Origin of the sequence: Brevibacillus sp. AF8 (assembly GCF_021270385.1) — a bacterium.
Classification (GTDB): domain Bacteria; phylum Bacillota; class Bacilli; order Brevibacillales; family Brevibacillaceae; genus Brevibacillus.
The window spans coordinates 95,018-114,943 of sequence record NZ_JAGQDN010000013.1 but is presented as its reverse complement, the minus strand read 5'-3'; the positions used below and the strand labels follow the sequence as shown (position 1 = coordinate 114,943).

Annotated in this window: 18 protein-coding genes; 6 read left to right on the top strand and 12 right to left on the bottom strand. The window is 49.4% G+C overall.

What is annotated here, in order from left to right; genetic code table 11:
- The first annotated feature begins 76 nt into the window (after positions 1 to 76).
- Positions 77 to 463, top strand: a complete 387-nt coding sequence (locus tag KB186_RS17545) for a rhodanese-like domain-containing protein (RefSeq protein WP_232774071.1) — start codon at positions 77 to 79, stop codon at positions 461 to 463.
- 53 nt (positions 464 to 516) lie between these two features.
- Here KB186_RS17545 and KB186_RS17540 read toward each other — a convergent pair whose 3' ends face one another.
- From KB186_RS17540 to KB186_RS17520, 5 genes are all read right to left on the bottom strand, one after another.
- Entirely contained in the window at positions 517 to 930 is a 414-nt protein-coding gene (locus KB186_RS17540) for a S1 RNA-binding domain-containing protein (protein ID WP_173609935.1), read from the bottom strand.
- Positions 931 to 1,057: 127 nt separating this feature from the next.
- Positions 1,058 to 2,176, bottom strand: coding sequence for an acetate/propionate family kinase (locus KB186_RS17535; protein WP_304502566.1), 1,119 nt, complete (start codon positions 2,174 to 2,176; stop codon positions 1,058 to 1,060).
- Positions 2,177 to 2,237: 61 nt separating this feature from the next.
- On the bottom strand, positions 2,238 to 2,741 hold the full coding sequence (locus KB186_RS17530; protein ID WP_173609934.1) for a VanZ family protein: 504 nt from the start codon (positions 2,739 to 2,741) through the stop codon (positions 2,238 to 2,240).
- A 110-nt stretch (positions 2,742 to 2,851) separates the two neighbouring features.
- Positions 2,852 to 6,100: an efflux RND transporter permease subunit gene (locus tag KB186_RS17525; RefSeq protein ID WP_232774070.1), complete on the bottom strand. Its 3,249-nt coding sequence runs from the start codon at positions 6,098 to 6,100 to the stop codon at positions 2,852 to 2,854.
- A complete protein-coding gene (locus KB186_RS17520) occupies positions 6,093 to 7,340 on the bottom strand; it encodes an efflux RND transporter periplasmic adaptor subunit (RefSeq protein WP_232774069.1) in 1,248 nt (415 codons plus the stop codon). Before KB186_RS17520 ends, KB186_RS17525 begins: the two co-directional genes overlap by 8 nt.
- A gap of 265 nt (positions 7,341 to 7,605) precedes the next feature.
- On the opposite strand from KB186_RS17520, the gene KB186_RS17515 reads away from it, so the two are divergent.
- The 3 genes from KB186_RS17515 (at position 7,606) to KB186_RS17505 (ending at position 9,867) form a co-directional block, all read left to right on the top strand.
- A complete protein-coding gene (locus KB186_RS17515; RefSeq protein ID WP_015893185.1) occupies positions 7,606 to 8,298 on the top strand; it encodes a CoA transferase subunit A in 693 nt (230 codons plus the stop codon).
- A gap of 46 nt (positions 8,299 to 8,344) precedes the next feature.
- Positions 8,345 to 9,001 carry a CoA transferase subunit B gene (locus KB186_RS17510; RefSeq protein WP_173609931.1) on the top strand — a complete coding sequence of 219 codons (657 nt, stop codon included), beginning with the start codon at positions 8,345 to 8,347 and terminating at the stop codon, positions 8,999 to 9,001.
- Positions 9,002 to 9,102: 101 nt separating this feature from the next.
- Positions 9,103 to 9,867 carry an alpha/beta hydrolase gene (locus KB186_RS17505; protein WP_173609930.1) on the top strand — a complete coding sequence of 255 codons (765 nt, stop codon included), beginning with the start codon at positions 9,103 to 9,105 and terminating at the stop codon, positions 9,865 to 9,867.
- Here KB186_RS17505 and KB186_RS17500 read toward each other — a convergent pair.
- Positions 9,845 to 11,059, bottom strand: coding sequence for an MFS transporter (locus tag KB186_RS17500; protein ID WP_232774068.1), 1,215 nt, complete (start codon positions 11,057 to 11,059; stop codon positions 9,845 to 9,847). The two genes, KB186_RS17505 and KB186_RS17500, sit on opposite strands and share 23 nt — an antisense overlap.
- A 125-nt stretch (positions 11,060 to 11,184) precedes the next feature.
- Here KB186_RS17500 and KB186_RS17495 point away from each other — a divergent pair, with 125 nt between their 5' ends.
- Positions 11,185 to 12,078 (top strand): LysR family transcriptional regulator, encoded by an 894-nt coding sequence (locus tag KB186_RS17495; RefSeq protein ID WP_173609928.1) that lies wholly within the window; start codon positions 11,185 to 11,187, stop codon positions 12,076 to 12,078.
- Positions 12,079 to 12,146: 68 nt separating this feature from the next.
- Here the strand turns inward: KB186_RS17495 and purU are convergent, their stop codons facing one another.
- From purU to KB186_RS17470, 5 genes are all read right to left on the bottom strand, one after another.
- The gene (purU, locus tag KB186_RS17490) at positions 12,147 to 13,043 is read right to left on the bottom strand and encodes a formyltetrahydrofolate deformylase (protein WP_173609927.1); all 897 of its coding nucleotides are present in this window, start codon (positions 13,041 to 13,043) and stop codon (positions 12,147 to 12,149) included.
- 111 nt (positions 13,044 to 13,154) lie between these two features.
- Positions 13,155 to 13,835 carry a TetR/AcrR family transcriptional regulator gene (locus tag KB186_RS17485; RefSeq protein WP_047073249.1) on the bottom strand — a complete coding sequence of 227 codons (681 nt, stop codon included), beginning with the start codon at positions 13,833 to 13,835 and terminating at the stop codon, positions 13,155 to 13,157.
- A 17-nt stretch (positions 13,836 to 13,852) separates the two neighbouring features.
- Positions 13,853 to 14,992, bottom strand: coding sequence for an ABC transporter permease (locus KB186_RS17480; RefSeq protein ID WP_232774067.1), 1,140 nt, complete (start codon positions 14,990 to 14,992; stop codon positions 13,853 to 13,855).
- Entirely contained in the window at positions 14,989 to 15,747 is a 759-nt protein-coding gene (locus KB186_RS17475; protein ID WP_173609925.1) for an ABC transporter ATP-binding protein, read from the bottom strand. The genes KB186_RS17480 and KB186_RS17475 overlap by 4 nt, the downstream gene beginning before the upstream one ends.
- The gene (locus KB186_RS17470) at positions 15,744 to 16,934 is read right to left on the bottom strand and encodes an HlyD family secretion protein (protein WP_173609924.1); all 1,191 of its coding nucleotides are present in this window, start codon (positions 16,932 to 16,934) and stop codon (positions 15,744 to 15,746) included. The genes KB186_RS17475 and KB186_RS17470 overlap by 4 nt, the downstream gene beginning before the upstream one ends.
- Positions 16,935 to 17,263: 329 nt before the next feature.
- On the opposite strand from KB186_RS17470, the gene KB186_RS17465 reads away from it, so the two are divergent.
- Entirely contained in the window at positions 17,264 to 17,641 is a 378-nt protein-coding gene (locus tag KB186_RS17465) for a VOC family protein (protein WP_173610237.1), read from the top strand.
- 53 nt (positions 17,642 to 17,694) lie between these two features.
- On the opposite strand, the gene KB186_RS17460 is transcribed toward KB186_RS17465, so the two are convergent.
- Complete coding sequence (locus KB186_RS17460) at positions 17,695 to 19,893, bottom strand: DNA topoisomerase III (protein WP_173609923.1); 2,199 nt, start codon at positions 19,891 to 19,893, stop codon at positions 17,695 to 17,697.
- Positions 19,894 to 19,926: the final 33 nt, after the last annotated feature.

Here is a 19,926-nt window from a genome sequence, read left to right as displayed (position 1 = left end):
AGTATAGATAACTGTGATGATTACTTCAATGCTATGCTGTGTACATCACCATCACATGTACCGAGGAGGATTGGATATGTCCCTTGTATTGCAAACACCCGCCGCGTCACCTGAAGTAGCCCGCACTCATTTTCTCGACAAGCTGTCTCTTGAGACAGATGTCTCTGATGTATGGAATGACATCCAGAACCGCGTGGAAGGCTTTTACATCCTGGATGCTCGCAGCGAGAAAGCGTATCGGGATGGTCACGTTCCCGGTTCTTTGAATCTCCCTCATTCGCTTATTTCCGCTGAAACGACGGCTGCGCTGGACCCGACCAAGCTCCTGGTCGTCTACTGCTGGGGTCCCAACTGCAACGGTGCTGCAAAAGCTTGCGCGAAACTGGCCGCTCTCGGCTTTCGAGTAAAAGAGATGCTCGGCGGGATGGAATATTGGGAAAAGGAGGGGAATCCTCTCGAATAGGAAACGCAAAAAAGGACGGGAGCTGATCCCGTCCTTCTTAGTTATCGCAAGGCTTAGTAGCCGCGTTTTGCGTTCTTTTTGTTGATTGTCGCAAGGTTCTCTTCGCTGTGCTTCAACCATTTTTTCATTTTGTCTTCGAAAGAAGCTCCGCTTTCTCGTTTTGCATTCCCTCCGCGGTCGCCTCCACGATATCCACCACCACGGCGTTCTTCACGTTCCGGACGCTCAGGCGCTGGGAGTGCTGCGCGAACCGAAAGCGAGATTTTACCTGCATCATCAATGGAGAGTACTTTTACCTTTACTTGTGCCCCCACGGTAAAGTGATCATTGATATCCTTAACAAAACCGTTTGCTACTTGGGAAATGTGGACCAGCCCCTGCTCCGTTTCGCTGACTGCTACGAACATCCCAAACGGTTTAATCGCTGTCACTTTTCCTTCGATGATGCTTCCCACTTGTACTGCCATCCAGTTTGCACTCCTTTTATTTTTTCAGAAAAATGGTGAGAACCTCAAACCAGAAGCCTCATTCTCTTAGTATAGCAGAGAAATTCCAATACTGAAAAGCCTATTCTTTCTAGGTGCATACTCCAAGCTAGTTATGTCCCAGTTCGAATGCATCCATTGCCATAACAAGTTCTTCATTTGTTGGAATTACCATGACTTTTACCGGGGAGTATTTCGTGCTGATGAATGTCTCCCCTTTGCTGGTGCGGTTTACCTCGCGATCCAGGTTTACCCCGGCAAATTCCAGACCAGAGCACACCAATTCACGCACGGCAGCACTATTTTCTCCAACACCTGCTGTAAAGATAATGCCGTCGACTCCATTCAGTCGAGCAAGGTACAGTCCCACATGCTTATGCAGGATAGTGGTGAACAATTCCAGCGCAAGCTTGCTGCGGAGATGCCCCTCTTCTGCTTTTTTCATAACGTCGCGCAAATCATTGGATACACCCGATACGCCCATGAGACCGCTCTTGTTATTCAGAATCTTAATAGCGCCAGCCGTGTCGGTCTTTTCAATTTCCTCAATGTAAGGGATGATACCTGGGTCAATGTTTCCGCTGCGCGTACCCATGGACAAACCTGCCAACGGTGTCATCCCCATCGACGTATCATAAGATTCACCATTTCGGATCGCTGTGATACTTACCCCGCTTCCGATGTGGCAGCTGATCAGACGAAGCTGCTCTTTCGGGCGACCCATCATTTCTGCTGCACGGCCCATTACATAGCGGTGAGACGTTCCATGGAAACCGTATTTGCGAATACCGTATTGTTCGTAGTATTCATAAGGCAGTGCGTACAAATATGAGGATGGTGGCATCGTTTGGTGGAATGCTGTATCAAAAACAGCTACGTGAATCAAATCAGGAAACAGACTTTGAGCAACTTCAATCCCGGTTAGGTTAATGGGGTTATGAAGCGGGGCGAAACGGGACAGGTTACGAATTTCTTCTTTTACTTGGTCGTTGACAATAACAGACTGCTTAAATGCTTCTCCTCCGTGGACAACACGATGAGAAACGATATCTATCGAATATTGTTTGAGGGATTCAAACACTCCCCGAATAGTATCTTCATATTGGCCACGCTGGATTTGCTCCAAATAATCATGCGCGATCAATGTTTTGGAAGGCATTTCATAGAGCTTGTACTTCACTGAAGAACTTCCGCAGTTCAGTACAAGAACATTCTTTTTTTCTACCACGATCTAATCCACTCTCCAATCGTTCATCACAGCCTTCTCATCCATAGGATGGATAGGCTTCCTACATTTTATAACGATATGCTCTTCGTGAATACAGGTAATTGAGAGCAATTATCAACAACATCGTGACAGATCCAGATGCATCGAGCAATACATCCTGCACCATTCCGGTTCGATCCGGTGTAAACGTCTGGTGCCATTCATCCAAAGCAGCCGTCATCACACTGCAAAAAGCGCTCCAGGGCAGTGCTTGCCCAAACGAGAGATGATTCGAAAACACGCGATACCAGCTAAAAGCCAAGAGGGCAAAAACAGTAAAATGTGTCCCTTTCCGTATCAAGAACTCTATAAAACCAGCGGCTCCCTTTTCTTCCAGGCTCACATCTTTGCCTCCGTAAGGAATGGATATGTCGCCTATACGGTTCTGCAAGCTCTGTTCGTCCACTAGCTTGTCTATCGTCCCTCGCATGTCTTGTTTGGCGTATGGCTGTGAAGAGGAAATAAACAACCCAAGCAGAATGGCAATCAAAAGCAAGTAATCCCATACTTTCCGATATCGACGCACGTGTTTGCTACCCCCTGCTTTCGATTCTCTTTCCTATCTTACCATGACGCATACCTGGTTAGTCGGTTACAGCTACGTGAACGATTGAAAAAGAAAAACGCCAACCTTTTTTAGCGGTTGGCGTCATGTGTAGAAGAAGAAAGAGGCAAGAAGTCCTCTTGTTTAGGAACATACTCCCGGGAATGGTGGTTCGAGGCTTCGGCTTGCCCTGTTTTTGGTGAGCAGGCTTGTTCCCGTTTTCTATCTTTGAAATCACGGCGACGTACCTGGTTGTTCTCCCACCAAATCCGCAAATGACGGGCGAGGATCGGCAAGGACATCTCAGAATGAGCAGCCTGTTTTTGCACAGCTGCATGTTGCATACCAGGAAGAAGTGCCATAGTGGCAAAAGCCCCCATTAGTATGCCAAACAACAATACGCTGGCGAAGGACGCAAACGAATCATTCCCATTACCCAAGCCCCCAGCAAGTGGAAGGCTGGCTAACGCAATCGCCAAATATATCCCAGCTTGATTGACCATGGTGCGTTTGGCCCCCAGCTTGATACCGTCCCAAACCCGGTCCTGTTCGGCTTGGGCCTTGTACAGCTCATCCATCGTAAGAAGTGCCTGCAACACGATGACGGCAACGGCAGCCACCATACCGTAGAAGCTCATCACGTTCATAGGTCGATCCAACCACAGCAATCCCAGCGCAAAGCCTCCAGTCAAGACTGGCAAGAGAACGAGGGCAAATAATCCATCGCGCGTTCTGCGTTGCAAAAGCAAGCTCATGATAAGTACGAGGGCAATCTGACTGCCAATCGTCAAGAACCTGCTGCTCCAATCAACCGTATTGAGCTTTTTCTCCTCCAATTTCTTCAACTCATCATCGTTATATACCGTGTAGCCTTCGGGTATCGTCATTTTTTCTTGCATGGAATATGGAATGATGTAAGACCACAGCTCAATTCGGCTTGGGTCTGAGACGGCACTGCTTACCTTGAAAACATACAGTCCGTCTTCCCGTTGATAAATGGGCGGTTCGCTGCCGATCGACCAATCTACCAGCTCAGATAATCGCACCGTACCTTGTGAGGTTCGAATCAAAATATTTTTCACCTGATCCGGATAGTCCATCCACCCGTCAGGGAAACGGACGTGGATAGGTACCTGACGCTCGTTCCAATAGACACTGCCAGCTGTTTTTTCTCCCAAATAACTCTCCAGTTGTCTCTTGATCTCCTCTTGCGTAATCCGGTAGCGTGCCAGCATCTCTTGTTTTGGACGAATATCGATAAAGGTTCCCTCTGAACCTGAACCGATTCGTTCATCTGTTACAAGTTCTCGTCCCTCTTTATCCTTCGCACTCTGTTTTTCCATGAATGCCAATACTTCATTGGCAATGTTCTGCGTCGTTTGCAAGGATGGCCCCATGATCGTCAAGACGAGACGAGTTGCCTTATCTTTATTAATGACCAGCGCAAACGGATCTGTCCGAGGAATATCTCGCAGCTCTTTGTCCAGTACTTTTTCCAAGTCCGAAACCGATTGCGTCCAATCGTATTTGTCCACGAGCTTTAGCTGAAAGCTCAGATTTTCTTCGGAGGCAATCGTGTAGACATCTCGGACTTCGTCAATGGCGAGCAAACGCTCCTCAGCTATTTGTGCTGCCCGCATGGCCTCATCGATGCTGCTTCCCTGCACCATTGGCAACGAAAGCGACTTGTCTGCATAATCAAGCTTGGCGTACGGATCTACCAAAATAAACGACTTGAGCAAAAAGACAAAGACAAGCGAGGCAACCAGTGTGATTCCATAAGGCAAATACCCTTGTTCCACCAGTCGTTCCCAACGATTTTGAAAATAACTTGTCACTTTATTGGAAGCCCGTGGTGTTTTCTCCACTACTCGTTCGGAAGCTTCCAGCCACGTTCCTGTCAGTACCGGCGTGATAAATCCATAGATAAGAATAAGAGCAAACGTCCCTAGCAAAAGAACGGGCCAAGCATCGTACAAGACAACCTTGTCTTCCGCCTTGAGGAAATCAGTAAAAACGACACCTGTCCAACAGGCTGCCACCACCACAACCGTGAGCAAAAACGGCTTCATCAACCCCCACGCCACTTGCAAACAACGAACAAACGAGTACGAGGGCAAACCTGAAAACTGATGAAACAACGCAGAACCTGCTCCTGTGAACAATAGCGAAAACAACACGAGTGGGCCCAGCGTGGAGAGCGTCAATGGGATTCCCCAAAGCCACATGCCTCCAAGTACACTGCCGACCGCAAGTACGTTTGCCAAAAGCGCGAGTACAGCCCCTGCCCATTGTTTTCGGGTCAGATACAAAAAGAGCGAACAGATGACAGCGGCTAGAGCCGCCAGTATTCCAAGCTGTCTCAATGCACTGGTGATTGTCTGCGCGTCGTCATGAAACAAATCGAGGCGGTATTTTCCGCCCGAAGCCTGATTCAACTCGCCAACCGCTTCCTTTACTTGCTTGCTGATTACAGGCAATTGACCGACATCTGCTGCGTACACTGTTATTCCTAATGCAGGCGAGCCACGATACATCCCGATTTGTTCGCCTTTGCTCCCACGTCTATCACGAATGTCAGCCAACGTATGTAATGGCACGTATCCTTTATCGGTGGAGATCAAGTGCTTGCCCAGATCTTGCAGCCCTTCCGATTTACTCGTCCATTGAATCATGGTTCGATCCTTATCAGCTCCAACAGAGCCTACCTCTTCCCCAACCACATCTGTCGGCAGTTGCGACAGAACATCAGCAGGTGTGAGCCCGTAGGCGAGCAGCATGGACGGTCGGAAAATGATATCTACCTGCTCCTTCAAGGCTTGCTTGTCCATTTCGATACGAGCGATTCCTGGCAGATTGATCAATTTGTCGTAGACAGTATTTCTGGTAACGTCAGACAAGGTCTGCAAGTCTGTGCCGTACAGGACATAAAAACCAATTTTACTATCTGCCAGATTGCTTTGACTGACGCTCCACTCCTGCACGGGGAGCTGCTTCGTGATCTCTCCCAGCTTCTTTTCCAACCGTTCCTTGTAATCCGAACCGATTTGTTCCGATGTTTTAACAGTAATAACCGCCGACCCTGTCCGAGATTCGGTAGCTATCGTAAGCACACTGCCTAATGAACGCACCGATTCCTCTACTTTTCTCGCGACCGATTCGTCTACTTCCGCAGAAGAGAGTTTGGGGGCCGAGAGACTGATTGTATATTCTGGCACAGACCGATCTGGAAACGTCTTGATATCCAGCCCGAACCAGGATCCTGTCGCAAGTAGACAGCAAATGACCGCCAGAATGCGGGCAAAGGAGGGGACAGTCGCTAAAAATGTCTTGTTATTCATCCGCCACCTTCACCGCCTCACCATCCACTACATACGACAAGCCTGCAGCAACAATCTGGTCACCAGGTGCGAGACCTTCCACTACCTCGTAGAAGGTTCCTTGCAAGGCCCCCACTTTGACAAACGTCTTTTCCACTGAGTGTTCATTGATTTTCATGACGTAATATTCTTCATCAGAGACACCGATGCTGCTAACAGGAACGAGCGCAACATTTGACGCTGGCAGCGGATACTGACAAGTGACAGTCATGCCACCCTTCCACGCTACATTCTTGCCGTCTACGGTCACCTCGACTGGATAAGACCCCAAGCCGGTATCCATAACAGGTGAGACAAATGTCACTTTTCCTTCTGCTTCACTGCCGTCCGAAGCTTTCACCTTTACCTCTTTACCTGCCTGCCAATGGGCGACTTGCTCCCTTTCTACCTGTAGCTTGACAAGCCAGGAGCTCGTATCGACCATTCGAATGACTTCGGTCCCAGGTCCAGCTTGCTCCGACGCTGTCTTGGAGATCGCTGCAACCACGCCTGTAAACGGAGCTTTGATCACTGCGTCAGCCGCTTCCTGCTTCGCGCGGCTCAATTGAACATTGGCCTGCTGGACACTTGCATTCGCTTCTTCGATATCCAGTGGATCGGCGCCCTTCAGCAGATTGTTGTACGCCACTTGTTCTTCTTCCAGACTCAGCTCGGCCTGTCGCAGCGCCGACGTCAACTTGTCTTTTTCATCCTTCGAGATGGCTCCATTCGCATACAGAATCTCCGCTTTGGTGAGCTCGTCGCGAGCCTTTTGCATCTGTTCTCTCGCTTTTTCTACCTGCAGCTTCTTGGTCTGCACCTCATGGCTCTCCGGTCCCTTGGCAGCCTTTTCCCGCTTGATCGCAGCACTTGCTACCTGTCCCTGGGCTGCGTGAATTCCTTGCTGCAAGGCCGTACCATCTAATGTCGCCAACGTCTGCCCTGCCCTGACAGTGGCTCCTTTTTCCACGAGAATGCCTGAAATTTTGCCTGAGGCGCCAAATGATAATGCCAGCTCCTGACGCGGTGCCACCACACCCGCTACTTCCATCAGACGCTCACCCTTGCCATTCTCCACCGTATACGCACTTACCGTTTTCACCTTAATGACCGTTTCTTCTTTCGTCCGCTTCAGACTTGAGACATCCTCATTTAGCTTTTCGCACCCTACGAGCAGCAGGACCACAACCGTGAGACTTATCCATTTATTCGAATTTTTCATTCCTGCAACCCCACATTTCCACCTGAATCTTCCTATGCTGATCAAAAAAACGACGAATATTGACAAAATATATTTTACAGAAAAAAATGGTATAGTTGTACTACTTTTCTGTCATTTTACATTATTTTTTATAATCCAAATGTCTCGTCACTTGTTTGTAACTCGTATCTAGTATGATAGAAGGGCAGGAAAACGGGGCAACTGCATCGCCCTATTGTTAGCGCTTACAAAAATCCTTTATTTCTTCATGGTGGGAGTGATCGTCATGGCCAAAATTTATACGTCTTACACGGACATCGTGGCTGATATTCACGATGGTGCCACTTTATTAGTGGGCGGCTTCGGACTGGTAGGAATTCCGGAGAATCTGATTATCGCCCTGCGGGACAAAGCAGTGAAAAACTTGACCGTTGTCTCAAATAACTGTGGGGTCGATGATTGGGGACTCGGTCTCCTTTTACGAGAAAAGCAAATCAAAAAAATGGTCTCCTCTTATGTGGGAGAAAATAAGGAATTCGAACGTCAATTTTTGTCCGGTGAGCTCGAAGTCGAGTTGACGCCACAAGGGACGCTGGCGGAGCGAATTCGTGCAGGCGGAGCTGGCATTCCGGCATTCTATACCCCGGCTGGAGTCGGCACACCTATCGCTGAAGGACGGGAAACGCGCGATTTCGCAGGGAAAGAGTACCTGCTTGAATATGGCATCACAGGTGATTTCGCACTGATCAAGGCGTGGAAGGCTGACAAGATGGGCAATCTCGTCTTCCGCAAAACAGCCCAAAACTTCAATCCGATGATGGCAGCAGCGGGAAAAATCACTATCGTCGAAGTGGAAGAAATCGTAGAGACAGGTGAACTGGACCCTGAGCATATTCACACACCAAGCGTCTATGTGCAACGTGTGATACAGGCACCTTCGTTCGAGAAACGCATCGAACGGCGCACTGTCCGCTCATAGAGAGCAAAAGAGAGAACTGGATTACATTCAAGGGAGGAAAACACAAATGTCGCTTACACGTGAGCAAATCGCCACTCGTGCCGCCGGGGAAATAGAAGATGGCTTTTACGTAAACTTGGGGATTGGAATGCCCACGCTCGTCGCCAACTACATCCCGGAAGGAAAAACAGTCGTTCTGCAATCGGAAAACGGCTTGCTCGGAATTGGCCCTTACCCGACGGAGGAAAACCTCGATCCTGATCTCATCAACGCCGGAAAAGAAACCGTGACGGCTATTCCAGGTGCGGCCTACTTCTCCAGTGCTGAATCGTTTGCGATGATTCGCGGTGGCCATATTGACCTCGCTATTTTGGGGGCGATGGAGGTTTCTGCTGCGGGTGATCTCGCCAACTGGATGATTCCTGGAAAAATGGTCAAGGGCATGGGCGGTGCCATGGATCTCGTCCACGGCGCGAAAAAAATCGTCGTCATTATGGATCATGTCAACAAGCATGGTGAGACAAAAATCTTGAATGAATGTGCTTTGCCTCTTACCGGAAAGAAGGTTGTCAACCGGATCATTACGGACAGAGCTGTCATAGACGTGACACCAGACGGGCTCGTCCTCGTCGAAGTAGCAGAAGGTTATACAGCGGAAGATATCCAAGCCTGCACGCAGCCTACGCTCCTTATCTCTCCAGAACTAAAAACGATTGGGTTGTAACCTATTTTTCAGGTACAGAACCCCTTTTAGTAAATAGCCGACTTCATCGCAGCCGCGTGAAGTCGCTTTTTCTTTCCTTTTTTTGCTTGGTGTGGGCACACTTGCGCGGTCGCCTCCTTCTGACCTTTTCGTATATAATATGGATGATCCATCAAATTTCCCAATATCTGAGAGGAAGAGATTCCATGTCAGGAACAGTCGGTTGCTTACTCATCCATGGATTTGCCGGAGACATCAACGATATACTCCCACTCGCCAAAAAGCTTCGCGAGGCTGGCTATCAGGTGGAATGCCCTACCTTGGAGGGACATGGGACCACTCGTCGTCACATGGCAAAAAGCACCCGCCACGACTGGCTCCGCTCGGCAGAAGAAGGCTACAAGCGACTGTCCATGCGCGCTGACACCATCGTGGTTATCGGATTTTCCATGGGGGGACTGCTCGCCTTTCACTTGACGACGAAATACCCCGTCGCCCTGCTGATTACCATCAACACCCCTTATAAATATTGGGATGTCAAAGAGGCGATGCATTATTTGCGTGAGGATTTCTCTACCCACTCCAAACGCTACATACATGGCATCGGCAGAATCCCTATTAGCAGTATGCTGCAATTTCGCAGGCTGTTGGCAGAAACGAAGCCGCTTTTGCCTCAAATTACAACCCCTTACGTCCTGCTGCAAGCAAGGCGAGACGATACTGTACACGCCGTAAGCGCCCAAATACTCGCAACCAGTGTAGACGAATCTGCCTCCCCGCAAATCACCTGGTACGAGCATTCGAACCATATGCTGCTACACGGTCCGGACAAGGAGGCAGCCATTGCTCACGTCATGACAACAATTAAGAAGCGCTTTCCATCTTGATCAGCTTCGGTCGGCCCAACCATACCAGGCCGACCAGAAGCAAGATGATCGCTATTCCGGTGTACATTGGACCCAAACCAACCTGTTCATCCAGCCAGAAGGCCAAGAGCGGACCCAGAGCCGCGCCCAGGTCACTTACAACTGAGTATTGTGTCATTACTGCCTGGCTGTTGGCCTGTCTCGCAGCTTCATCTGCCGCAAGAGTATCCATGACGGTCGTGATAATCGTCGCGCTCAGCTGGATGCCGAATAAAATCGCAAACCATAGCACAAGCGAAGACGTTGCCTGCAACGAGCCAAACAGAACAGAAGCGACTAGCAACGTCCCGATAAATAGATTCGTCCGGCCATGCCTGTCCGACAATTTGCCTACCAATGGGGCAGCCCACGGCTCCCACCCCCAGCGAATGCCTTGGATCACACTCGCAATCACCGCTGCCCCCAACACGACTTCCCCAATCATGATAAGCGGTTCGCGGACTTCGATCACTCTGCTTAGCGTGGAGGTAAACACTCCCTGGTACACCATCGTGACGAGCAATCCCGTCATCAGCGTCAACAGCACCTGCGCCTGACTCCACAAGCGTTTCCCTGTATCCATCTGCTTCATGTCATTCGGATGCTGATTGGTAAAGGAAGGACGTATATAGCGAAAAACAAGAATGAATGCAAACAAGGAAGGTACCGCAAGTGCAATAGAGGTAACAGAAAGCCCATACCAAGTGGCAAGCAGCGCTCCGACCAGCATGCCGCCCAGACTGCCCAATCGATACAATCCATTGTACAAGCCCATGAGTTGCCCGCGATTATGCCCTTCGGAAACACTTACGATCAAGGAATACGCACCTAGCCTTAAAAATGTCCAAGCGACTCCCCATAAGCATCGCATCAGAAGCCACAGCCAAAAGCCTTCCAAGCTGTACGAAAGTGTCGTCAGAAAAGCCAGCACCACTGCCACAATCAAACCTGTGCGTCCACCCGAGCGTTCATACCATTTCCCAACAAGAGGGCCGATTGGTACACGGATGAAGCGGTTCACCGCAAGCAATACCCCCACTTCCCACAGCGATGTTAATCCTGCCTCCTTCCAGAAAAGAGGAAGCACTACATACAGCATCGAATCTCCTATCATGCATAATGCTGTCACCAGTGCGACTGCCACGACTTGTGTCTTTCCACTGACTTCTCTCATCTCCTGATCCTTCTCTCTGCTTGTTTTTACGTCTTTCTGAGCTATACCTTACGCGCAATCAATCATCATTTCTAATACATCTTTATCTATCACTCATAAATAAAAGTTATGAATCGAGGTACAAGATGAACTTACATGCTCTCCGCATTTTCGTAGAAGTAGCGTCACGAGGCAGTGTCACCGAAGCAGCAATCGCACTCTCGATCAGCCAGCCTGCCGTAAGTGCCCAAATCCGCAGGCTTGAAAGTGAATTGGGCATGACCTTGCTCATCCCGGATGGTCGCGGCATTGCTCTCACCTATGAGGGGCGCTTTCTCTTTGAAAAGTCACGCCGCATTTACGACTGGGAACGCGAAATCGAATCACATCTGACAGAAATCAAACAAGGGAAGAAAGGACGGCTAAGGATATCTTCTACCTATCTCCCCTCCCATTATCTCGTGCCACAGTGGCTGGCTCAGTACAAGCGCGATTATGAAGGGGTTGAGGTAGAAATTCGCACGCGTAATTCCAAGCAATCGATTGAACTGCTTCTTAGCTGTGAGGTCGATGTGGCCGTTATTATCAAGGAATCGTGGGATGAGCTGCCTATCAATCGGCACCATATGATGGACGTACCCTATTGGTTTATTTTGCCCGCCCATCATCCGCTTGCAGGAAAAGAGATCCGTATGGAGCAACTCGTGGAGGAACCATTTTTGTTGCGGGAGCAAGGCAGCTCTACCCGCGATTGGCTTTTTACCCTCTGTCGCGAGCATGGTGTGAAACGTCCGCAGATCGGTATGCAGTATCACGGACTGGTCGAATCTATCCACTCCGTTCGTGCGGGATATGGGACGATGTTGGCTCCTGCTCTGGCCGTTAGGGAAATGGTAGAGCGTGGGGAGGTCGGGCGCGTAACCGTGCCAGGAGTAGAGATCAAGCGACCCTTGTATGTCTGCACGCGTGACGATGAGACAGAGCAGCGGCCTGTTGTTGCTCAGTTTCTGGAGTTGGTAAAGCGTGAAAGACTGACTTGAAAATAAGAGAATCAAAACGAAAAAAGAGGCTTTTCCGCAAAGGAATAGCCTCTTCTTATATGCACCGCTTATGGGAACACAATCGTCTTGTTGCCGTACACCAGCACCCGATCCTCCAGATGCCAACGAACTGCACGTGCCAGCACTGTACGCTCTACCTGACGTCCAAGCTGTTTAAGTGCCTCAACGTCTTCCTGATGCGATACACGTTGAACGTCTTGCTCGATAATCGGTCCTGCGTCCAGTTCTTCCGTGACGTAATGCGCAGTCGCTCCGATCAGCTTCACGCCGCGACGATACGCCTGCTCGTAAGGCTTCGCACCGACAAAGGCAGGGAGGAAGGAATGGTGGATATTGATAATCCGCATCGCATAGTCCTCCAAAAAGCGCGGGGACAAAATCTGCATGTAGCGAGCCAGAACGATCAGATCAACGCCCTCTGCTGCTGCAATCTGCTCTTCTTCTGCCTGCGGCTTGTTATCCTTTGTGACTGGGATGCAACGATATGGAATACCAAAGGACTCGACAGTCTCCTGCATGTCAGGATGATTGCTGACCACAACCGCGATATCTGCGAACAGCTCCCCGGACTTCCAGCGCCACAAGAGCTCCAAAAGACAGTGATCTTCTTTGGAAACAAACAACGCAACCTTTTTGCGCTTGTTCGCTTCGACCAGCGACCATTCCATCCCAAAGCTCTCGGCTACTGGGGTGAATGCTTGCTTGATCTCTTCACAGCGCTCCTCCAGATTGATGAGATCGAATTCAATGCGCATAAAAAAACGGCCTGTTTCCGGATCAGTCGTATACTGGTCAGACTGAACGATGTTGGCTCCTTGTTGGAACAAGAAGTTCGATACAGCCGCGACGATACCCGCGCGGTCCGGGCAAGAAATCAGCATGCGCGCACGATCTTTGTTTTTCTCCCGATACGCGAGCCATTCTCTCTCTGATAACAATTGCATGGTTTACTCTCCTCCAAAAAACAGCAAAAAGTTGTTTGCAATTATACCATTCCCAGAAGGAATTTCTATACCCAAATAGAGAGAAAAATGTTCACTTATCGATAAAAAATTTTAGATAGAGTGATTTCCAATCCCATTTAGCAAAATATCTACGGTCAATGCGATTTGCTCGTCGTCACTGAACTGCGTAAATTCATCGGTATCCAAGACTTGCCGGAACAGGACGAGCCCGATCATCGAGGACAGGATCGCCCGAAAGACAGCCTGTGTCGGGAGCGGACGCAATTCGCCTACCTCTACCTTTGCCTCGATCAGTTTATTTGCCATCTCCTTCACACCCGTGAAAACCGTAGCAATCAGTGCTTCCCTGATTTCGTCATGGAAAAAAGCTTCTTGCAGCAAAATCCGAATATGCTTTTCATTCGCCAGCACCAGGTCGATCCGGTTTCGGTACAGCTCTGTCACGATTTGGGAGAATGCTTTATTATTCTGCTCTTTAAAAATCTCACGGACATCTTTCAAGATAAACGGCGCCGCGAATTTGACCAATACAGGTGCAACGACGGCGAGTAAAATATCCTTTTTCGATTTGTAGTGGCGAAAAATCGTTCCCTCTGCCACACCCGCTTCTTTGGCAATTTCAGAGGTGGAGCTGGCATGGAAGCCTTTTTCAGCGAACAGCTTCACTGATGCACGCAAAATATTGCGCTGCTTCTCTGTCATCTCACTCTCATCTTTCAACTCTTCTACATATTGCAACAGGCCTTCTACAAATGTTGGCGGCTTGTTCATCACCCATTACGCTCCTCTTATTCGATCTTCTTGCGGAATCGCAGGATAGCGACGGTCAGGATCAAGAGACAAAAGCTGCTCATTCCGACGACATCCTTCCAGAGCGCATCGATGCCCACGCCCTTTAAGAAAATTCCCCGCAGGATTTCCAGAAAATAGGTCAACGGGACGAGCCCGCCTAACCATTGTATCACGAGCGGCATCGAATCGCGCGGGAACATAAAGCCGGAGAGAAGCACGCTAGGCAGGATAAAGGCGAATGCCATTTGCATCGCTTGAAGCTGGGTCTTTGCCACCGTGGAAATGAAAATGCCCAAGAGAAGCGTCGTCACCAAAAACAAGACAGACAATGTCACCAAAAGCGAAATGCTGCCTTTGACGGGGACTCCAAACCAATACGTTCCAACCAATAGCACCAGACAAAACGAGAAGAGACCTACACCTACATAGGGGGTAATTTTGCCGAGCATCAGCTCCAATGGGCGTATCGGCGTCACGATTAACTGCTCCATCGTTCCCCGCTCCTTCTCACGTACGAGGGAAAACGCCGTCAGAATCATCGTGACGTTTTGCATAATCAAGCCGATCAAGCCAGGAATATTGAAGACGATGCTCTCCATATTGGGGTTAAACAACACGCGTGTATCCAAACCGAGTGGCTGTTCCAGCTCCCCCAAGCCTTGTTTTTGCAGCTTTATTTCCTGCAACGTGATCGCTTGATGCTGAATGATCAACTGAGCATGAGAGGTCGCAGTCCGGGCGATATTCGGATCAGAGCCATTAATGAGCATTTGCACGTCTACCGGCTCGTTGCGATCACGCTTGCGGGTGTAGTCTGGCCCGATAATGAGCGCTACATTTACGGAGCCATCGTCTAACATGGCTTCAATCTCCTTGTAGCTACTTACATGTGCTGCCACCTCGAATACACGCGTATTGACGAATTGATCTACCAGCTCTCGACTGGCAGCAGATGGACTTTGATTCCAGACTGCCATCTGGATGTCATTCACGTCTGTATTGACAGCATATCCGAACAAAAACAACAGCATCAGCGGCATGACCAGTGCAATCGCCAAACTGGGACGATCCCGTTTGATTTGGATGATTTCCTTCTTCACGACAGACCAGTAACGCTCCCAGACAAAGTGCCTCATCGGACTCCCTCCTCCACCGCCTGTCTAGCTTCTTCCTGCCTAACCAGCTCGATGAAGACATCCTCCAGATTGCCTACTCCCATACGATCGATCAACTCTTGTGGTGTGCCTTCCGCCAGCAGATTGCCGAAAAAGATAAAGCCGATCCAATCGCATGTCTGCGCCTCATCCATGTAGTGTGTGGTCACCAGTACGGTGATCCCCTTTCCCGCCAGCTCATGAATCACGTCCCAAAAAATTCGGCGGGAAACAGGATCGACCCCTGCTGTCGGTTCATCCAAAATCAACAGCTCCGGCTTGTGCAAAAGAGCGCAGGAGAGCGCAAGGCGTTGCTTCCATCCCCCTGACAGCGATCCGGCAAGCTGCTTTTCCCTGCCTGTCAGGCCTGCCATCTCAATTAGCTCTGCTTTCCGCTCCTTGCGTTCTGCTGCCCCTAGTCGATAAACCCCAGCATAAAAATCGAGATTCTCTTCCACTGTCAAATCTTCATACAGACTGAACTTTTGCGACATATACCCGATCCGTTGCTTGATTTCCTCGCTCTGTGTCATGACATCGAAGCCAAGTACCGTCCCCTTTCCCGTCGTCGGGGTCAGCAAACCGCAAAGCATTCGGATTGTGGTCGATTTCCCTGAGCCATTCGGACCCAAAAAACCGTAAATCGAACCTCGCGGAACTGTGAGTGTCAAGCTGTTCACGGCTACTCGATCTCCAAAACGCTTCGTCAACTGCTCGCATTGGATAGCGGCGTTCATTGACCTCCCTCCCCGTCTGCCAACAGGACATCGGCAGGCATACCTGGTTTGATTTTGTCGAGTCCATCTGTGATGTGTATCGTAACAGCGAACACAAGCTTGGTGCGTTCATCTGGCGTCTGTACATTCTTCGGCGTGAATTCTGCTTTTTCCGAGATGCGGCTGATCGTTCCTGTAAACGTCTCTTCCGAATAGGCATCCACCTTGATGCCAACCTCTTGCCCTTTTTTCACCCGATTCAATTGTGCTTCCGGAATGTACACGACGAGCTCAAGCTGATCTGGCTTCATCATCGTAAACAAAGTGGCACCTGTTTTGGCTACTTCCCCCTGTTCGATAGAGGAGCGCAAGAGAGTCCCGTCGTCTGTAGCTGTAATCTTGGACTTTTCCAGCTGTAATAAGGCTTGATCCAGTTTCGCTTTTGCCTGCTGCTGAGTGGCAAGCAATGCCCGAATCGCGTAATCGGTACTTCCTTCCTTTACCTGATCAAGATCCGCCTGCGCTCCGGCTTGCGCGGCTTGTGCTGTACCGATTTGGGCCGCAGCAGCAGCGATGTCTTCTTGTGCAGAACGGTACTGTGCCTGTGTCTGAGCTACTTGTGCTGCCCATTGATCTGCCTGCGTTTTTGCCTGGTTCACTGCTTCTTTTTGTGTTTCGAGGTCTTTGGCAGAGATCGCTCCTTTTTCGAAAAGCGCTGTTGCTTCCTCGAGTCTTTTTTGTTGATACAAAAGGGTCTGTTTCGCTCCCTGCCATTGCGATTCTGCCTGCGTCATCTGTTCAGCAGCACGTGCTTTTCCTGCTTCCGCCTGATTTTTTCTCGCTTGTGCCAGTTGGATATTCGCATTTGCTTGCTGGACATTGGCTATGCTTCTTTGGATCGTCGTGTCGCGTGATCCAGCCCTCGCCTCTTCTAGTTTGGCTGTCGCTTGATCCAATGCTGCCTGTGCTTCTGCCACAGTCATTTGGTAGCTTCGTTTATCGATTTGGGCCAGCACTTGTCCTTTTTTTACTGCATCTCCCTCTTCTGCCGTAACGTTTGTCACCAATCCGCCTACTTCAGCTACGATCGGCAACTCAATGGCCTCGATTGTGCCGGACAGTGACGAATGATTTTCAGATGTCCAATTGCAGCCCGACAAAGCCAGTAAGAGTCCCCCGATACAAATGGAGCGAACAACTGGTTTCATAACGCTTCCCCCTACCTACGTAATTAAGTGAGTAATCACTTTCTTTTTATGAGTAAAAAAAGCAAGCCTCAGAATCAGGCTCGAGATGAGCTTTTTAGATTAGCGAGTGATTACTCACTTTTAATCGTGAGTATATGCTCCTCTTTTACGAAATGCAATTCCTTTTTCTAAAATGCGCAATTGAAAAGAAATCCTGTCTGATTATTCATGCTATGATGAAGACAAGCTAGACCACGTCCGTTGGCATCGGGTATCAGATACCGTCGGGATGGAAAGGATTAAAATCGTCGGATTATAAACTACCATGTAGGGAGTGGATCATGTCCATGATGATTAGCAAAGTTGGTCAAATCATGTTGTATGTCAATAACCAGGATCAAGCAGTGAGCTTTTGGACCGAAAAGCTAGGGTTTCGCGTGGTTTCAGAAGAGAAGAACGGTGAAATGAGATGGATTGAAATTGCACCAGCTCAAGGCGCTGAAACAAGCATCGTTCTGCACAATAAGGAATTCGTTGCGAAAATGTCGCCCGGAATGAATCTTGGCACGCCTTCGCTCCTGTTCTTTTCGGAAAATATCGAGGAATTGCGAAACGACCTCATGAATAAAAATGTAAAGGTTGGAGACATTGTCACGATGCCTTCGGGCCGTGTTTTTAACTTCGCAGACGATGAAGAAAATTACTTTGCTATTCTGGAGAAAAAGTAAATAGAAGGAGGCGGCTGACAGGAATGGTCGGCCGCCTTTTGTTTCATGCCTATTTAGTCGAACTTTAATTTGGACAGTGCGTCTTTCAACGCTGAGTTGATTCCTTCGTCCTGCTCCTTGTCTTGCCCCTTCAAATACTTGGCTACTTCTTTCTTCGAAACCTTGCTGCCCTTTTCCTTATCGCGACGTTCCTGGAAGGTCTTCAGTTTTTCCTTGTGCCCACAAGCGCAGACAAAGGTTTGTCCTTCCCCTTCTCCGCGTAGCTCCAATCTTTTATGGCATTTTGGACATCTGGCATTGGTTTGCTTGGCAATGCTTTTGCGATAACCGCATTCCCGATCCTGGCACACCTGCATTTTGCCACGCTTTCCGTTTACCTCCAGCAAAAACTTGTTGCACTCCGGGCATCTGCTTCTGGTCACGTTGTCGTGCCGGAAAGTCTGATCGCTGTTCTTGATTTGTTGGACGACTTCTTTGGCGTACGTTTTCATCTCTTCGATAAACGCTCGCTTGTTCAAGCTTCCCTTGGCGATGGCACCGAGCTTTTGCTCCCATTGGGCCGTCAAGGTCGGCGACTGCATTTCATCTGGGACGAGCTCTAGCAATTGCTTCGCTTTTGCGGTGACAAAAATATGCTTGCCGCGCTTCTCTAGCAAAAAGCTGTTGAACAGCTTTTCGATCACATCCGCGCGGGTGGCTACAGTACCTAGTCCGCCTGTTTCCCCAATCGTTTTGATCAAATCCTTGCTCTCGTTTGCCATGTATTTCGCCGGGTTTTCCATCGCGGACAGCAGACTCGCTTCTGTGAAAGGCTCTGGCGGCTTCGTCTCGCCCTTGGTCTGGGATATCGACTGGATTTGCAAGCGATCTCCTTTGGCAAGAGAAGGCAAGATTTGTTCCTTTACGCCGTCCTTCGCATCGTCTTCTTCTACATCGTGGTCGTACGCCTCTCTCCAGCCTTGGGAGAGCACGGTCTTTCCTTTTGCCAGGAAGGTTTCATTCCCGATTTTCGCCTGGATGGTTGTTTGCTCATATTCGAAGGCAGGCAGTAGAACAGCCAGGAAGCGCTTCACGATGAGGTCAAAAATTTTGCGTTCCTTATCACTCAAATCACCGAGAAAAACAGCTTGCTCCGTCGGGATGATCGCATGGTGATCCGATACTTTACTGTCATCCACGAACGATTTGTTCGCTTTGATTGGCGAACGCAGAATTCTGGCGGCGAGGGGCGCATATGGCTTCATTTGGACAGCCTTGATTCGATCCGGCAGTGTCTCTACGATATCGGCAGAGAGATAACGAGAGTCGGTTCGTGGGTACGTCACTGCCTTGTGATGCTCATACAGCCCTTGCATGATGGACAGTGTCTGTTTTGGTGAATAGCCAAACATCCGGTTGGCATCCCGTTGCAGCTCCGTCAAATCGTACAGCTGTGGAGCATACGTCTTTTTGTGTGCACGAGTAACCTCGATGACTTCTGCGTTTTTCTCCTGTTTGAGAACGGCTATTAGCTGATCCGCTTTTTCCTTGGAAAATGTTTTGAAATCCTTCGTTTGCTGATCTTGCCATTGGAGCTGAATCGGACCTTGGGCCACCGCAGACAGTCCGTAAAATGGCTTGGGTGTAAAACGGCGAATCTCCTCTTCTCGCGTTGCCACAATCGCAAGTGTTGGCGTCTGGACGCGACCGCATGAGAGCTGGGCGTTATGCTTGCACGTCAAGGCGCGTGTGGCATTGATTCCAACGAGCCAGTCGGCTTCTGCACGAGCAGCTGCGGAGGCAAACAAGTTTTCATAGTTTTTGCCGTCCTTCAAATTACGGAAGCCCTCCCGGATTGCCTTATCTGTCACGGAGGAAATCCACAGACGCTTGATTGGCTTATTCACGTGAACCAGCTCGAGAATCCACCGGGCAACGAGCTCTCCTTCTCGTCCTGCATCCGTCGCAATGACGATCTGCCCGACATCGTTGCGTCTCATTTGTTGTTTGACGACCTGGAATTGCCTGTTGCTTTCCTTGATCACGACCAAGCGTAATGGGGACGGCATAATCGGCAAATCCTCGATTCGCCACGAGCTGAATTGCTGACCGTACGCTTCAGGGTCTGCGAGAGTGACCAAATGCCCGAGCGCCCACGTCACGATATATTTATCTCCTTCAAAAAAGCCGTTTCCTTTTTTGTGACACTGCAATACTTTGGCAATGTCGCGTCCAACCGAAGGCTTTTCTGCCAGTACAACTGTTTTACTCATGTACGACATCCTTTCAAACCAATTCAACAATCT

Bases quoted from the DNA above. Each gene is read 5' to 3' on its own strand.
- KB186_RS17545 (WP_232774071.1), top strand. From the start codon at position 77: ATGTCCCTTGTATTGCAAACACCCGCCGCGTCACCTGAAGTAGCCCGC.
- KB186_RS17540 (WP_173609935.1), bottom strand. From the start codon at position 930: ATGGCAGTACAAGTGGGAAGCATCATCGAAGGAAAAGTGACAGCGATT.
- KB186_RS17525 (WP_232774070.1), bottom strand. From the start codon at position 6,100: ATGAATAACAAGACATTTTTAGCGACTGTCCCCTCCTTTGCCCGCATT.
- KB186_RS17520 (WP_232774069.1), bottom strand. From the start codon at position 7,340: ATGAAAAATTCGAATAAATGGATAAGTCTCACGGTTGTGGTCCTGCTG.
- KB186_RS17515 (WP_015893185.1), top strand. From the start codon at position 7,606: ATGGCCAAAATTTATACGTCTTACACGGACATCGTGGCTGATATTCAC.
- KB186_RS17510 (WP_173609931.1), top strand. From the start codon at position 8,345: ATGTCGCTTACACGTGAGCAAATCGCCACTCGTGCCGCCGGGGAAATA.
- KB186_RS17500 (WP_232774068.1), bottom strand. From the start codon at position 11,059: ATGAGAGAAGTCAGTGGAAAGACACAAGTCGTGGCAGTCGCACTGGTG.
- KB186_RS17495 (WP_173609928.1), top strand. From the start codon at position 11,185: ATGAACTTACATGCTCTCCGCATTTTCGTAGAAGTAGCGTCACGAGGC.
- purU (WP_173609927.1), bottom strand. From the start codon at position 13,043: ATGCAATTGTTATCAGAGAGAGAATGGCTCGCGTATCGGGAGAAAAAC.
- KB186_RS17485 (WP_047073249.1), bottom strand. From the start codon at position 13,835: ATGAACAAGCCGCCAACATTTGTAGAAGGCCTGTTGCAATATGTAGAA.
- KB186_RS17480 (WP_232774067.1), bottom strand. From the start codon at position 14,992: ATGAGGCACTTTGTCTGGGAGCGTTACTGGTCTGTCGTGAAGAAGGAA.
- KB186_RS17475 (WP_173609925.1), bottom strand. From the start codon at position 15,747: ATGAACGCCGCTATCCAATGCGAGCAGTTGACGAAGCGTTTTGGAGAT.
- KB186_RS17470 (WP_173609924.1), bottom strand. From the start codon at position 16,934: ATGAAACCAGTTGTTCGCTCCATTTGTATCGGGGGACTCTTACTGGCT.
- KB186_RS17465 (WP_173610237.1), top strand. From the start codon at position 17,264: ATGATTAGCAAAGTTGGTCAAATCATGTTGTATGTCAATAACCAGGAT.
- KB186_RS17460 (WP_173609923.1), bottom strand. From the start codon at position 19,893: ATGAGTAAAACAGTTGTACTGGCAGAAAAGCCTTCGGTTGGACGCGAC.